Genomic DNA, 14,975 nt, shown 5'->3' with positions numbered 1-14,975 from the left:
TAATATTTCTGTCACGTATCGCTGGCAGACTGCGCCTGTCTAAAAAATTACGTGTTGCGATACTTGAGGAAATACACATGAAATTATCCAAATCAGCATTATTTGTTTCTGTTTTCGGTGCTTTGTCTGCGAGCGCTTACGCTGATGTTGATGTATATGGTAAAGCGAATTTGTCTGTGCAAAGTTCAGATGAAGGTGAAGGTTCATTCACAGAAGTGAAGAGCAATGCATCACGCTTTGGTTTCAAGGGGTCAGAAAAGCTGGACTCTGGTCTGGAAGTTATCTACAAATTGGAGTTTCAGGTTGATGTATCTGATGCGGACTCTAAAGGCGATGATGACAACATTACAGCGCGTAACCAGTATGTGGGCCTGAAAGGCGGTTTCGGTGAAGTTGTTATTGGTCGCAATGACACGGCATTCAAACAGTCACAAGGCAAGCTGGACCTGTTCAACGACCTTGAGGCAGATATTAAGAATCTGTTTAAAGGTGAAAACCGTCTGGGCGACTCTATTTCTTATAAGTCGGCCAGCTTCAATGGCTTCAAAGTGCTAGGTACCTTTATTGCAGAAGATAGCACTGAGGGTGAAAACGGTTTCTCAGCAGCCCTGACTTATGGTGATGCTAAACTGAAAAAGACTAACTTCTACGCTGCAGTTGCAACAGATAGTGAAGTAAAAGGCTACGACGCAGTACGTTTTTCAGTACAAGGTAAAGTAGCAGACTTCAAACTGGGCGCAATGTATCAGATGCAAGAGAAAGTTGATGGGTCTGATGAAGCTGACGGTTACATGGTAAACGCGGCATATGGTTTCGGTGCGAATACCCTAAAGCTACAATATCAGGTTATCGACTTTGATAAAGGCGATAAAGTAGATGGTATCTCTGTTGGTATTGACCACAAGCTAAGCAAAGCAGCAAAACTTTACGCATTCTACTCAAGTGTTGACGAAGACAATGGTGTAGAAGAAGATTACCTGGGTGCCGGTATCGAATATAAGTTCTAAGCATATCGCATCTAATAGAACATACAAAAAAGGCCAGTCAGAATACTCTGACTGGCCTTTTTGCGTAATGTGTACCTGAAAGTGAGCTGATTTTGTGTGTTTAATGTCAAAAAATGCGCGTTTAGTGCAATTAATGTCCGAACGCACTGTTTTTCTCACTTTTCTTCAAAAAAGGGGTTGCGCTGGGTTTCGATTTCCCTATAATGCGCATCCACCGACACGGGACACAACGCTGAAAAGCAACGAGCCAACGAGTTGGGAGTCAAATAAAACTTGATTCTGAAACTTTTCAAAATTAAGTGTTGACATAAAATGGGAAGTGATTAGAATGCACAACCCTCAGCGCTAACAGCGCAGCGGTAACAAGTTATCGCACTGTTCTTTAAAAATATGAAGCAATCATCTGTGTGGGCACTCGTACAGATTGAGTTCTAACAGCGAATTTCAGTTTACTGAATGACGCACAAAGATTTAGAGTCTCAACTGAACTGAGTGACCAACGGAATAAACATAGTTTATTCAGCACAGTCAATTCGATATCTCATCTTTTATAGGTGGGAAATCAAAATCAGAATTCATTGAGCATGAATCTTCGGATTCAAAAAACTTTTAATTGAAGAGTTTGATCATGGCTCAGATTGAACGCTGGCGGCAGGCCTAACACATGCAAGTCGAGCGGTAACATTTCTAGCTTGCTAGAAGATGACGAGCGGCGGACGGGTGAGTAATGCTTGGGAACATGCCTTGAGGTGGGGGACAACCATTGGAAACGATGGCTAATACCGCATAATGTCTACGGACCAAAGGGGGCTTCGGCTCTCGCCTTTAGATTGGCCCAAGTGGGATTAGCTAGTTGGTGAGGTAACGGCTCACCAAGGCGACGATCCCTAGCTGGTTTGAGAGGATGATCAGCCACACTGGAACTGAGACACGGTCCAGACTCCTACGGGAGGCAGCAGTGGGGAATATTGCACAATGGGCGCAAGCCTGATGCAGCCATGCCGCGTGTGTGAAGAAGGCCTTCGGGTTGTAAAGCACTTTCAGTCAGGAGGAAAGGTTAGTAGTTAATACCTGCTAGCTGTGACGTTACTGACAGAAGAAGCACCGGCTAACTCCGTGCCAGCAGCCGCGGTAATACGGAGGGTGCGAGCGTTAATCGGAATTACTGGGCGTAAAGCGTACGCAGGCGGTTTGTTAAGCGAGATGTGAAAGCCCCGGGCTTAACCTGGGAACTGCATTTCGAACTGGCAAACTAGAGTGTGATAGAGGGTGGTAGAATTTCAGGTGTAGCGGTGAAATGCGTAGAGATCTGAAGGAATACCGATGGCGAAGGCAGCCACCTGGGTCAACACTGACGCTCATGTACGAAAGCGTGGGGAGCAAACAGGATTAGATACCCTGGTAGTCCACGCCGTAAACGATGTCTACTAGGAGCTGGGGTCTTCGGACAACTTTTCCAAAGCTAACGCATTAAGTAGACCGCCTGGGGAGTACGGCCGCAAGGTTAAAACTCAAATGAATTGACGGGGGCCCGCACAAGCGGTGGAGCATGTGGTTTAATTCGATGCAACGCGAAGAACCTTACCTACACTTGACATACAGAGAACTTACCAGAGATGGTTTGGTGCCTTCGGGAACTCTGATACAGGTGCTGCATGGCTGTCGTCAGCTCGTGTTGTGAGATGTTGGGTTAAGTCCCGCAACGAGCGCAACCCTTATCCTTAGTTGCCAGCGATTCGGTCGGGAACTCTAAGGAGACTGCCGGTGATAAACCGGAGGAAGGTGGGGACGACGTCAAGTCATCATGGCCCTTACGTGTAGGGCTACACACGTGCTACAATGGCATATACAGAGTGCTGCGAACTAGCGATAGTAAGCGAATCACTTAAAGTATGTCGTAGTCCGGATTGGAGTCTGCAACTCGACTCCATGAAGTCGGAATCGCTAGTAATCGCGGATCAGAATGCCGCGGTGAATACGTTCCCGGGCCTTGTACACACCGCCCGTCACACCATGGGAGTGGGTTGCTCCAGAAGTGGATAGCTTAACCTTCGGGAGGGCGTTCACCACGGAGTGATTCATGACTGGGGTGAAGTCGTAACAAGGTAGCCCTAGGGGAACCTGGGGCTGGATCACCTCCTTATCGACTTAGAACTAATTTGTTCGAAGTGTCCACACAGATGATTGTTGCTTGGTAAGGTAACTTACTGAGTGATATTGCTCTTTAAAAATTTGGAAAGCTGATATTAAATTCTCGGAATGACAATGAAAATTGTTGTTCTATAGAGTTTTCGAAAGAAAAATGCCGATTAATCATTTAGTTGATTAATTAGCGTCTACTTTAGTATTACTTAACTTCTGGCGAAGTTAAAACTGTCTTTAGCAGTACAATTCAAAACTATTTTGGGTTGTATGGTTAAGTGACTAAGCGTACACGGTGGATGCCTTGGCAGTTGGAGGCGATGAAGGACGTACTAACTTGCGATAAGCCTAGTTGAGCCAGTAAGAGGCACTTGAGACTAGGATTTCCGAATGGGGAAACCCGGCCCTTTGGGTCATCATGCAGTGAATACATAGCTGTATGAAGCGAACGCGGAGAACTGAAACATCTAAGTACCCGTAGGAAAAGAAATCAACCGAGATTCCGAAAGTAGCGGCGAGCGAAATCGGATTAGCCCTTAAGCTTTAATGTAGTTAGTGGAACATTCTGGAAAGTATGACGATACAGGGTGACAGTCCCGTACACGACAACTTATTTAAAGTGAAATCGAGTAGGTCGGAGCACGTGAAACTTTGACTGAATATGGGGGGACCATCCTCCAAGGCTAAATACTCCCAACTGACCGATAGTGAACCAGTACCGTGAGGGAAAGGCGAAAAGAACCCCTGTGAGGGGAGTGAAATAGAACCTGAAACCGTGTACGTACAAGCAGTAGGAGCCCCTCGAGGGTGACTGCGTACCTTTTGTATAATGGGTCAGCGACTTATATTCTGTAGCAAGGTTAACCATTTAGGGGAGCCGTAGCGAAAGCGAGTCTTAACTGGGCGCTTAAGTTGCAGGGTATAGACCCGAAACCCGGTGATCTAGCCATGGGCAGGTTGAAGGTCAGGTAACACTGACTGGAGGACCGAACCCACTAACGTTGAAAAGTTAGGGGATGACCTGTGGCTAGGAGTGAAAGGCTAATCAAACCGGGAGATAGCTGGTTCTCCCCGAAATCTATTTAGGTAGAGCCTCGGACGAATACTTACGGGGGTAGAGCACTGTTAAGGCTAGGGGGTCATCCCGACTTACCAACCCTTTGCAAACTCCGAATACCGTAAAGTACTATCCGGGAGACACACGGTGGGTGCTAACGTCCATCGTGGAGAGGGAAACAACCCAGACCGTCAGCTAAGGTCCCAAAGTGTATGTTAAGTGGGAAACGATGTGGGAAGGCTAAAACAGCTAGGAGGTTGGCTTAGAAGCAGCCATCCTTTAAAGAAAGCGTAATAGCTCACTAGTCGAGTCGGCCTGCGCGGAAGATGTAACGGGGCTAAACATACCACCGAAGCTACGGCTGCATACTTTGTATGCGGGGTAGGGGAGCGTTCTGTAAGCGGCTGAAGGTGAACTGTAAGGTTTGCTGGACGTATCAGAAGTGCGAATGCTGACATGAGTAACGATAATGCGGGTGAAAAACCCGCACGCCGGAAGACCAAGGGTTCCTATCCCATGTTAATCAGGGTAGGGTGAGTCGACCCCTAAGGCGAGGCTGAAGAGCGTAGTCGATGGGAAACGGGTTAATATTCCCGTACTTGGTATAAATGCGATGGGGGGACGGAGCAGGCTAGGCAAGCATGGCGTTGGTTGTCCATGTGAAAGGCTGTAGGCTGGTGACTTAGGAAAATCCGGGTCGCTAAGGCTGAGAGTCGAGACGAGCCACTACGGTGGTGAAGTTGTTGATGCCCTACTTCCAGGAAAAGCCTCTAAGCTTCAGTTTATATCGAATCGTACCCTAAACCGACACAGGTGGTCAGGTAGAGAATACTAAGGCGCTTGAGAGAACTCGGGTGAAGGAACTAGGCAAAATTGTACCGTAACTTCGGGAGAAGGTACGCTCTTACTTGTGAAGACTTCGCGTCGTAAGCAGGCGAGAGCCGCAGTGACCAGGTGGCTGGGACTGTTTATTAAAAACACAGCACTGTGCAAAATCGTAAGATGACGTATACGGTGTGACACCTGCCCGGTGCCGGAAGGTTAATTGATGGGGTTAGCTTAGGCGAAGCTCTTGATCGAAGCCCCGGTAAACGGCGGCCGTAACTATAACGGTCCTAAGGTAGCGAAATTCCTTGTCGGGTAAGTTCCGACCTGCACGAATGGTGTAACCATGGCCACGCTGTCTCCACCCGAGACTCAGTGAAATTGAAATCGCAGTGAAGATGCTGTGTACCCGCGGCTAGACGGAAAGACCCCGTGAACCTTTACTACAGCTTGGCACTGAACATTGACCCTACATGTGTAGGATAGGTGGGAGGCTTTGAAGCGCAGTCGCTAGATTGCGTGGAGCCGTCCTTGAAATACCACCCTTGTAGTGTTGATGTTCTAACTTAGGCCCCTAATCGGGGTTGAGGACAGTGCCTGGTGGGTAGTTTGACTGGGGCGGTCTCCTCCCAAAGAGTAACGGAGGAGCACGAAGGTTGGCTAAGTACGGTCGGACATCGTACGGTTAGTGTAATGGTAGAAGCCAGCTTAACTGCGAGACAGACACGTCGAGCAGGTACGAAAGTAGGTCATAGTGATCCGGTGGTTCTGAATGGAAGGGCCATCGCTCAACGGATAAAAGGTACTCCGGGGATAACAGGCTGATACCGCCCAAGAGTTCATATCGACGGCGGTGTTTGGCACCTCGATGTCGGCTCATCACATCCTGGGGCTGAAGTCGGTCCCAAGGGTATGGCTGTTCGCCATTTAAAGTGGTACGCGAGCTGGGTTTAGAACGTCGTGAGACAGTTCGGTCCCTATCTGCCGTGGGCGTTTGAGAATTGAGAGGGGCTGCTCCTAGTACGAGAGGACCGGAGTGGACGAACCGCTGGTGTTCGGGTTGTCATGCCAATGGCATTGCCCGGTAGCTACGTTCGGAATCGATAACCGCTGAAAGCATCTAAGCGGGAAGCGAGCCTCGAGATGAGTTCTCACTTTGACTTTAAGTCAACTGAAGGGCCGTTGAAGACTACAACGTTGATAGGCGAGATGTGGAAGTGGTGTGAGCCATTGAGCTAACTCGTACTAATTACCCGTGAGGCTTAACCATACAACGCCAAAGTGGTTTTGTTTGTTAGAAGTTAAGAAATAAAGTAGACGATAAGAATTTAATACGCTTTTCCAGATTTTAGTGAGATGTTGATAAACATCTTGCACACAGAATTTCCTGGTGAACATAGCATTTTGGAACCACCTGACCCCATGCCGAACTCAGTAGTGAAACGAAATAGCGCCGATGATAGTGTGGGGTTTCCCATGTGAAAGTAGGACATCGCCAGGGCCTAATAAAAGAAACCCGTTGCAGCAATGCAGCGGGTTTTTTGCTTTGTGCGATTTAAAAAGCTGTAAATTGAGTAGCATCGCCTATTCATCCATGAAGCTGGTATCTAGCAGTCTTTGGGGACACTTCCCTGTGGAGGGCTCCCGGCTCGGCGTCCATGCCTCGCGTTCATTGCGCTGCGAAGCGGTGCTTCGGTCACAATTCACCCATGTGAAAGTAGGACATTGCCAAGCTCCAAATTAGAGGTCGACGAAAGACATTCATCCATGAATATCATCGACATTCGTACCTCCTTGTACATCAAAGCCCGATTCAAAAGAGTCGGGCTTTTTTGCGTCTGGAGTAGTTTAAAGAAGCTGTAGATAGAATAGTATCGCCTATTCACCCATAAAGCTGGGTTGGATCGTAAAACTTGTACTGAACAACCTTTGGACACACTTCCTTGTGGAGGGCTCCCAGCTCGGCGTCCATGCCTCGCGTTCATTGCGCTGCGAAGCGGTGCTTCGGTCACAATTCACCCATGTGAAAGTAGGACATCGCCAGGGCCTAATAAAAGGTCGATGAAAGACATTCTTCCATGAATCTCATCGACATTCGTACTTCCATGTACGTCAAACCCGTTGCAGCAATGTAGCGGGTTTTTGCTATGTGCGATTTAAAAAGTTGTATAACTGCCCGATCACAAAGTCCACACCACGGTCATCCCGCACTTGATGCGGGAACTGCCAACAGGCCACACCGTTAGCATGAGACCTGACAAGCATTATCAGACTCCAAACAAGAAAAGCCCAACTCGAAAGAGGTGGGCTTTTTTGTTTTGTTATTAGCTTAGCTCTTTAATTGCTTCACTGAGTCCATCTAAGGTCAATGGAAACATACGGCCAGCCATCAGTTCATCGATAAGGCCAATTGAATGGTAGTAAGGCCAATGAGTCTTTGGTTGTGGGTTAAGCCAGGCGACTTTATCGAAATGCTGAGTGAGCCTTTGTAACCACACTGAGCCGGCTTCCTGGTTCCAGTGTTCGACACTGCCGCCGGGGTAGGTGATCTCATAGGGACCCATAGTAGCATCACCAACGAAGATCAGCCGATAATCCCGGCCAAAGCGGTTGATAAGCTGATGGGTATCGAGCAAAGTACTATCCAGCCGGTCGTTGTCCTGCCAGACATGTTCGTATACACAGTTATGGAAGTAGAAAAACTCAAGGTGTTTAAACTCGCTGTGTGCGGCGCTGAACAGCTGTTCACAGATCTGAATATGATCATCCATAGATCCGCCGATATCAAACAGCATGATGACGTTAACGGCATTGTGCCGCTCAGGCGCCATTTTCACATCCAGCATACCGCCTTGTTTGGCTGTAGCACGGATAGTTTCATTCAGATCAAGTTGATCGCTGGCGCCACTGCGGGCAAATTTGCGTAATTGTTTGAGTGCCAGCTTGATAGTACGATTACTGATGTCACTGTCTGCATCTAAGTTACGATACTGACGTTTATCCCACACCTTAACGGCACGGCGGTGACGACTGCCGTCCTGCCCAATCCGGACACCTTCCGGGTTATAACCGTATGCTCCAAAGGGGGAAGTACCGCCAGTACCTACCCATTTGTTGCCACCGGCATGACGCTTTTGCTGCTCGGCGAGCCTTTTTTTCAGGGTATCCAGCAGCTTGTCGAGTCCACCGAGCGCCTTAAGCTTGGCTTTTTCTTCTTCACTCAGGTGCTTTTCAAACTCTTTGCGCAGCCAGTCTTGTGGCAGGGCGCTTTGCTGTAACTGGCTGAACAGATCCAATGATTCGACGCCCTCAAAATAATCGGCAAAGGCGCGGTCAAACTTATCGAACTGAGTTTCATCTTTGACAAATATGGTTTTGGCCAGATGATAAAACCCGTCGAGGTCGGCGAAACACACGCCCTTATCCAGTGCATTGATGCAGTCCAGTAGCTCCCGAAGGCTGGCTTTCACACCATAGCGTCTGAGCGTGAATAAGAAGTCGATCAACATGATCAGCGTTTACCTAAAAAAGCCAGTTTCTCAAGCAAAGTGACGTCTTGCTCATTTTTTAGCAATGCGCCAAACATGGGCATCAATCCGCCTTTGTGGCTGCGATCCTGAAGTGTCTCAGGATCTATGTCTTCTGCCAATAATAGCTTGAGCCAGTCGAGCAGTTCACTGGTACTGGGTTTCTTTTTCAATCCAGCGACACTGCGTAATTCAAAAAACACTTCCAGCGCTTGTTTTACTAAGCGCGGCTTAATAGCAGGGAAGTGTACATCAATGATCGCCTGCATCTCATTTTTATCAGGGAAGTCTATATAGTGGAAGAAGCAACGACGTAAAAATGCATCGGGCAGTTCTTTTTCGTTGTTAGACGTGATGATCACTATAGGACGAACCTGAGCTTTGATCTGCTCACCGGTTTCGTACACGTGAAACTCCATGCGATCTAACTCAAGCAGGAGATCGTTGGGGAACTCAATATCGGCTTTATCGATTTCATCGATCAGCAGCACCGGGCGCTTTGCCTGAGTAAAGGCCTGCCACAGTTTGCCCTTAATGATGTAGTTGCCAATATCGTGCACGCGTGCGTCGCCCAGCTGACTGTCGCGCAGGCGCGATACCGCATCGTATTCATACAGGCCTTGTTGCGCCTTAGTAGTCGATTTGATGTGCCACTGAATGAGCTCCGTATCCATACTTTTGGCCAGCTCCTCAGCCAGCAGGGTTTTTCCTGTGCCGGGCTCCCCTTTGATCAGCAGTGGCTTTTCCAGGATCACTGCCGCGTTTACCGCTTGTTGTAACGCCGTGCTGGCAATATAAGATTCGGTACCTTTAAACATAAACGTGTTAACTCTGGTCTGATGAGTAATAGAAGCTCAGTGTGCCACAGCCAAGATGGGCAGCGCAAATACACCTCACTGTGCCGGCCCCAGGTAGTTAAAGCGTGGGATTTGTTCGCCCTCGATCTCGACGGTTTCGCTGAACATACTAAGTGGTCGCACCCAATGATCATAGTCGCCATACAGTGTCTGGTAGACCACCATAGCTTCTTCAGTTTCGCTATGGGTGGCGACAAACAGCACTTGATATTTTGGCCCTTTGTAATGCTGGTAAATGCCGGGTTTGAGTTCTTTGTTCACGGTTGTTGCTCCAATTAGGTATAATGTCTGGGTTTTAATAAATAGGTATCAGACATGAATTATATTGCGCTCGATGCGTTCAAGAAAGCCTGGGTGTTTCGTCATCAGGACTTGCCCATTGATGAGGCCGATCTGGCACGGATCAAGCCGATGACTGAGCAACGTGCGGCTGTGTTGTGGACCACTATGGTGAGTCGTGAGCAGGATCACCCTGACTTTTTTACGCCTCATGACTGGCCAGGTAAAGAAGAAAACTGGCACGAAAGTTTGGACTGGGAAGGACCGTGGGAAGCCGGTGAAGCCACCCTGCCTGACACCATTTGTGATTTCCTTAACTGGGAAGACAACACCACAGTGTACTTTTGTATGTCGCGTGAGCTGATCATTGAAACCCAGTTTGATGTGTTTAAACGTACCTGGCAGAATTTTATGTTTTTGGCTGATGGCAGTTTATTAATTGGCAAAAAGCGTGATACCGCGGTGATGTTCAGTGAGTCAGGGGAAGCCAGGCTCGGTAAGCGGCCTAAAAACCCTTAATTGTGCTGATTGCCTGTTGTCGGTTGCTTTCATACGAGTGCGCTATATTTAACCGTGTGGTCGTGATATAACCTCTGTGTAAAGGAGGCATTTTGAACAGTCAAGATCACACGAAGCAACAAAGCACAATATGGCAGGACGAGGCAACCCGGTTGGCGTATGCTGAGCTGGCCAATGTCTTTTATGCGCGTGAAATCCCCAGCCTGTCGGCAGAGCCTGACATTGACCGGCTACAAAGGCGTTTGAACAGCTTGCCTTATTACGTAGAGCGTGCTGCAACACACATTGTGCTCGGCGAGGTGCCGCTTGAGCTTGATAGTCATAACGGCTGCTGGTTGGCTAAACAACGCAAATGCCCAGAGTGGCAAGCAGAAGAAGCACAAGCTTATTTTACTGCACAGGCCACCATTGGATTGGTTGTACCTGTGCTGGTTGTGGACCTTGGCATTACCAGTCTGTATTTAGATACACTGGATCAAAAACGCGACGGGCGATGGCATTGCAACCAGTTTGGCTGGTTTGACTGTTCGGGTAAAGCACTCAGCAACAATGAGCAAGCAAATTTGCCAACAACCCGATTTTTACTCAAACCCAATAAAGCGTTAATGACTGCCGCCTGTTGTGGTCACCGCTGGCAATATCATAAAATACTGCCACCCAGAACGCTGGGCTTACGCGAAATGTTACTGGCCAGCAGTGTAAACTGGGCAAACGTGAGAAAAAAACAACAACGCAAGTAGTGCACATTGCCAGGTGCAATGCATGATCCTGTAAAGCAATTAAGGTAGCCCGAATGCGATATTTCCAACTTGCATTGTTATGCCTGTGTGCCTATACCCAATATAACTTGTGGTTTGGGCACAATGGTCTTGAAGACTTCAGGCGTATCAAAACGGCGGTAGACAAACATCAGGCTGCCAATGCCGATCTGGCCAAACGCAATAAATTACTCAGAGCGGATATCGAAGATCTTAAGCTTGGACTTGAAGGGGTTGAGGAGCGAGCGCGCCATGAGCTCGGCATGATCAAACCTAACGAAACCTTTATCCGCGTACTGTCAAAGAAGCACGATGAATAAACCAACTACAATCGCAGCGGTTGTTCCTGCTGCTGGCGTGGGTGCCAGAATGGGACTGAACCACCCCAAGCAATATCTGAAAATTGGCGACAAAACGGTGCTTGAGCACACACTTGGTAAATTGGCTCAAGTACCACAGTTGAATAAACTGTATGTGGCTGTGAGTGAAACGGATGGCTACTTTGATGAATTGGACTTGAGTGGCCTTACTGTCAGGCGGGTAACCGGTGGGCAGGAGCGATCCGACTCGGTGCTCAATGCCTTATTAGCCATGCAAAATTCTCCGCCAGATTGGGTGCTTGTGCATGATGCTGCTCGGCCACTGGTGGAAGTCAGCGATATCTCCAACTTGATTGAGCAGTGCCTGACGTATCAGGAAGGTGGCATTTTGGCGAGTAAGGTCAAAGACACCATTAAACGTGGTACCAGCCACAGTGAAGAGACAGTGCCACGAGCAACATTATGGCAGGCGCTGACACCGCAGTTTTTCCCTTATCATCAATTGCTCAATGCGTTGCAACAGGCGCAGCAAAATAACGCACAGATCACCGATGAGGCCTCGGCCGTTGAGCTGGCCGGACAACCTGTTCGGTTAGTTAGTGGTCGCTCAGATAACATTAAAATTACCACACCAGAAGACTATGCACTGGCCAGTTTTCTGATGTCACAGCAAAGCAAAGCGAGGTCATTATGATACGCATAGGTCACGGGTTTGATGTTCATAAGTTCGGTGGTGAAGGCCCGCTAACCATTTGTGGTGAGAAGATCCCCTACACGCAAGGGTTTATCGCACACTCCGACGGTGATGTGGCCATTCATGCTGTGTGTGATGCTTTGCTTGGCGCGCTGGCGCTTGGCGACATTGGTAAACACTTTCCCGATACGGCTGCTGAGTTTGAAGACATCGACAGCCGTATTTTGCTGCGCAGAGTGATGGAGCAGGTCAGCGAACTGGGCTATCAGCTTGGCAATCTGGATGTCACTATCGTCGCACAGGCACCAAAAATGCGCCCACACATTGATGCGATGCGCGCTAACCTAGCGGCAGATTGCCAGGCCGATATTGGCCAGATCAATGTGAAAGCCACCACCACGGAAAAACTGGGCTTTGAAGGGCGTAAAGAAGGGATCTCCAGCCATGCCGTTGTATTACTGACTAAGGTGGCTTAGCGTGAAAACCTGTGTATCCGCGCTCAACTACCTGTACGGGGAGCCGTTAGCGCGTGCTGAGTTTAAGTCTCAGCCTGAAGACTTTATAGTGGATGAAATCCTCGATATTGAATTTACCGGAGAAGGGGAGCATGTTTGCCTGCAGGTGGTAAAAAAAGGTGAGAATACGGCCTTTATTGCCCGTAAGCTGGCCGAGTTTGCAGGCGTTGCGCCAAGAGATGTTAGCTATGGCGGACTAAAAGATCGTCACGGCGTATGTACTCAGTGGTTCAGTGTCCCGGTGCCAATCAAACACTCTTTGGATTTCAGTGAGCTGAACAGCGACAGCCTGTTTGTGGTGAAACAAGTGCGCCATAATCGAAAATTGCGCACTGGGTGCCATAAGGGTAATCGTTTTACCATCACGTTACGTAATGTCAGTGAACCGTTAGATTTGTTGTCACGGATAAACGCCGTACGCCAGGGGGTGCCGAACTATTTTGGTGAACAGCGTTTTGGTCATGATGGTTACAACCTGGAAATGGCACAAAGGCTATTTGAGGGAGAGCGGATCCGTGATAAAAAATTACGTGGTTTGGTTATCTCTGCCGCGCGCTCACATATTTTTAATCAGCTGGTTTCAAAACGGGTGGCTGAGCATGGCCTGGCAAAGACCTGGCACCGTGAAGTTTTCATGCTCAGTGGCAGTAATGCGTTTTTTGAAGAAGACATCAGTGATGCGCTAATTGTCCGGCTACTTGAAGCCGATATTGTGTTGTCAGCGCCTTTGCTGGGTAAAGGCGAAAAAGGCTTGACTGCACTTGAAATAGAATGGCTCAAACCCTTTGCCGACTGGTGGCAGGGACTGGGCACTTTGGGACTTAAAAATGAGCGCCGTGCGTTAAAGGTAATCCCACAAAACCTGACGGTGAAAACACTCGACACCACGACCATTCAGCTTAGTTTTGATTTACCGAAAGGGTGTTATGCCACCGCAATACTGCGAGAGCTGGTGCATCATGAGGATGTCAGTCATCGCAATTATGATAAAAAAGGAAGCAACCAAGATGAAGATCCTGCTCAGTAATGATGACGGAGTACATGCAAAAGGAATCGAAGTACTGTACCACGCTTTGTGCGAAATTGCCGAGGTGGTGGTCATTGCGCCAGACCGCAATTGCAGCGGTGCGAGTAACTCTTTGACACTGATGAATCCACTGCGGGCAACCACGCTTGAAAATGGCTTTGTGAGTGTCAATGGGACACCCACAGATTGTGTTCATCTGGGGGTTAATCAGTTGCTCGAAGAAGCCCCTGATCTGGTGGTTGCTGGTATCAACAATGGGGCGAATTTGGGTGACGATACGCTTTACTCAGGTACGGTTGCTGCCGCGACAGAAGGTCGCCATTTGGGGTTACCTGCGATTGCTGTGTCTTTGTGTTCAAAGCGCGAAGCGCATTATGAAACCGCCGCAGCTGTCACGGTTAAACTCATTAAAGCGCTGAAAAGTCATCCATTGCCGAAAGATCAGATCATCAATATCAATGTGCCGGATATTCCTCTGTCTGAGCTCAAAGGCATGCAAGTGACTCGCCTGGGCGCACGACACAAAGCTGAAACCATGACCCGGCAGTTGGATCCCTGGAACCGTGACGTGTACTGGTATGGTTCACTGGGCCAGGAGCTGGATGCGGGCGAAGGCACCGACTTTTATGCAATTAAGCAGGGATATGCCGCCATTACCCCACTGAAAGTAGACATGACAGCGCATGAGAGTCTGGACCCTTTATCAAGCTGGATCGCTGAGCAGGAGTAAGCACATTGCTCAAAAACTACAAACGCAGCGCCGAGGCGCTGGTTACTACTCTGAGTCGTAATGGGATAAGTGACCCTGAGGTATTGAATTGTCTGGAGATCACGCCTCGCCACTTATTTGTCGATGCCGTATTGCAGCATAAATCTTATGAAAATACGGCGTTGCCTATCGGTCAGGGCCAGACTATTTCTCAGCCGCTAGTGGTTGCCAGAATGACAGAGTTACTGCGCCAGGCTGGAGTACGCAAAAAAGTGCTTGAGGTTGGAACAGGGTCCGGCTATCAAACCGCGGTGCTGGCCCAGCTGTTCGATGAGGTGTACAGCATAGAGCGGATCAAAGCACTGCAATGGCAGGCGAAACGTCGTTTGCATATGCTGGATCTATACAATGTTGCCATGAAGCATGGGGATGGCTGGCAGGGCTGGGCGTCGAAAGGCCCTTATGATGGTATCATCGTCACCGCTGCGGCAGCCCAAGTTCCGCAGGCGTTGTTAGAACAGCTTTCGGAAGGCGGTGTGATGGTTATTCCTGTGGGCGAGCAATATCAGGTACTCACTGTGTATCAAAGAAAAGGCCAGCAGTTTATCGAAAACAAACTGGCAGAGGTGCGTTTTGTACCACTGATCCCAGGTGCGCTGAGTTAGAAGTCACAAAAAAGGCGAGAAAATCCATACGAGTATGCTAAAGTGGATGGTCGAATTAACAAGCGGAAAGTAAT

12 protein-coding genes and 3 rRNA genes are annotated in these 14,975 nt (G+C 48.6%); 12 read left to right on the top strand and 3 right to left on the bottom strand.

The features are described from left to right. Positions 1-77: 77 nt before the first annotated feature. The 4 genes from CWC22_RS16610 (at position 78) to rrf (ending at position 6,532) form a co-directional block, all read left to right on the top strand. Positions 78-1,007 carry a porin gene (locus CWC22_RS16610; RefSeq protein ID WP_138538494.1) on the top strand — a complete coding sequence of 310 codons (930 nt, stop codon included), beginning with the start codon at positions 78-80 and terminating at the stop codon, positions 1,005-1,007. 610 nt (positions 1,008-1,617) lie between these two features. After that, positions 1,618-3,150: ribosomal RNA gene (locus tag CWC22_RS16605) — 16S ribosomal RNA — on the top strand. A 271-nt stretch (positions 3,151-3,421) separates the two neighbouring features. Continuing rightward, positions 3,422-6,301: ribosomal RNA gene (locus tag CWC22_RS16600) — 23S ribosomal RNA — on the top strand. A gap of 116 nt (positions 6,302-6,417) precedes the next feature. Next, positions 6,418-6,532 (top strand): 5S ribosomal RNA (gene rrf / locus CWC22_RS16595). Together the 16S, 23S and 5S rRNA genes form the textbook arrangement of a ribosomal RNA operon. 823 nt (positions 6,533-7,355) lie before the next feature. On the opposite strand, the gene CWC22_RS16590 is transcribed toward rrf, so the two are convergent. The 3 genes from CWC22_RS16590 to CWC22_RS16580 form a co-directional block, all read right to left on the bottom strand. Then, complete coding sequence (locus CWC22_RS16590) at positions 7,356-8,540, bottom strand: vWA domain-containing protein (RefSeq protein ID WP_138538681.1); 1,185 nt, start codon at positions 8,538-8,540, stop codon at positions 7,356-7,358. 2 nt (positions 8,541-8,542) lie between these two features. Further along, positions 8,543-9,376: an AAA family ATPase gene (locus CWC22_RS16585; RefSeq protein WP_138538682.1), complete on the bottom strand. Its 834-nt coding sequence runs from the start codon at positions 9,374-9,376 to the stop codon at positions 8,543-8,545. A 75-nt stretch (positions 9,377-9,451) separates the two neighbouring features. After that, a complete protein-coding gene (locus tag CWC22_RS16580; RefSeq protein WP_138538683.1) occupies positions 9,452-9,676 on the bottom strand; it encodes a DUF1653 domain-containing protein in 225 nt (74 codons plus the stop codon). Positions 9,677-9,730: 54 nt separating this feature from the next. On the opposite strand from CWC22_RS16580, the gene CWC22_RS16575 reads away from it, so the two are divergent. The 8 genes from CWC22_RS16575 to CWC22_RS16540 all read left to right on the top strand — a co-directional run bounded on the left by CWC22_RS16575 (position 9,731) and on the right by CWC22_RS16540 (position 14,901). Further along, a complete protein-coding gene (locus CWC22_RS16575) occupies positions 9,731-10,213 on the top strand; it encodes a DUF2947 domain-containing protein (protein WP_125560898.1) in 483 nt (160 codons plus the stop codon). Positions 10,214-10,305: 92 nt separating this feature from the next. After that, the gene (locus CWC22_RS16570; RefSeq protein WP_138538684.1) at positions 10,306-10,953 is read left to right on the top strand and encodes a hypothetical protein; all 648 of its coding nucleotides are present in this window, start codon (positions 10,306-10,308) and stop codon (positions 10,951-10,953) included. Positions 10,954-11,006: 53 nt separating this feature from the next. Continuing rightward, positions 11,007-11,291 carry a cell division protein FtsB gene (ftsB, locus tag CWC22_RS16565; protein ID WP_010383879.1) on the top strand — a complete coding sequence of 95 codons (285 nt, stop codon included), beginning with the start codon at positions 11,007-11,009 and terminating at the stop codon, positions 11,289-11,291. Continuing rightward, complete coding sequence (gene ispD, locus CWC22_RS16560; protein ID WP_138538685.1) at positions 11,284-11,985, top strand: 2-C-methyl-D-erythritol 4-phosphate cytidylyltransferase; 702 nt, start codon at positions 11,284-11,286, stop codon at positions 11,983-11,985. Before ftsB ends, ispD begins: the two co-directional genes overlap by 8 nt. After that, positions 11,982-12,461, top strand: coding sequence for a 2-C-methyl-D-erythritol 2,4-cyclodiphosphate synthase (ispF, locus tag CWC22_RS16555; RefSeq protein WP_125560892.1), 480 nt, complete (start codon positions 11,982-11,984; stop codon positions 12,459-12,461). Before ispD ends, ispF begins: the two co-directional genes overlap by 4 nt. Before the next feature lies 1 nt (position 12,462). Further along, complete coding sequence (truD, locus tag CWC22_RS16550; RefSeq protein WP_125560890.1) at positions 12,463-13,527, top strand: tRNA pseudouridine(13) synthase TruD; 1,065 nt, start codon at positions 12,463-12,465, stop codon at positions 13,525-13,527. Then, the gene (gene surE / locus CWC22_RS16545) at positions 13,508-14,257 is read left to right on the top strand and encodes a 5'/3'-nucleotidase SurE (protein WP_125560888.1); all 750 of its coding nucleotides are present in this window, start codon (positions 13,508-13,510) and stop codon (positions 14,255-14,257) included. Before truD ends, surE begins: the two co-directional genes overlap by 20 nt. 5 nt (positions 14,258-14,262) lie before the next feature. Further along, positions 14,263-14,901 (top strand): protein-L-isoaspartate(D-aspartate) O-methyltransferase, encoded by a 639-nt coding sequence (locus CWC22_RS16540; protein ID WP_010383888.1) that lies wholly within the window; start codon positions 14,263-14,265, stop codon positions 14,899-14,901. The last annotated feature ends 74 nt before the right edge of the window (positions 14,902-14,975 follow it).

The organism is Pseudoalteromonas rubra (assembly GCF_005886805.2).
Lineage (GTDB): Bacteria > Pseudomonadota > Gammaproteobacteria > Enterobacterales > Alteromonadaceae > Pseudoalteromonas > Pseudoalteromonas rubra_D.
Note: the sequence above shows the minus strand (reverse complement) of the source record. Positions and strands in the feature narration are given on the sequence as shown.

Coding starts and splice junctions, on each gene's coding strand:
- CWC22_RS16575 (WP_125560898.1), top strand. CDS start 9,731: ATGAATTATATTGCGCTCGATGCGTTCAAGAAAGCCTGGGTGTTTCGT.
- ispD (WP_138538685.1), top strand. CDS start 11,284: ATGAATAAACCAACTACAATCGCAGCGGTTGTTCCTGCTGCTGGCGTG.
- surE (WP_125560888.1), top strand. CDS start 13,508: ATGAAGATCCTGCTCAGTAATGATGACGGAGTACATGCAAAAGGAATC.
- CWC22_RS16610 (WP_138538494.1), top strand. CDS start 78: ATGAAATTATCCAAATCAGCATTATTTGTTTCTGTTTTCGGTGCTTTG.
- CWC22_RS16585 (WP_138538682.1), bottom strand. CDS start 9,376: ATGTTTAAAGGTACCGAATCTTATATTGCCAGCACGGCGTTACAACAA.
- CWC22_RS16590 (WP_138538681.1), bottom strand. CDS start 8,540: ATGTTGATCGACTTCTTATTCACGCTCAGACGCTATGGTGTGAAAGCC.
- ispF (WP_125560892.1), top strand. CDS start 11,982: ATGATACGCATAGGTCACGGGTTTGATGTTCATAAGTTCGGTGGTGAA.
- ftsB (WP_010383879.1), top strand. CDS start 11,007: ATGCGATATTTCCAACTTGCATTGTTATGCCTGTGTGCCTATACCCAA.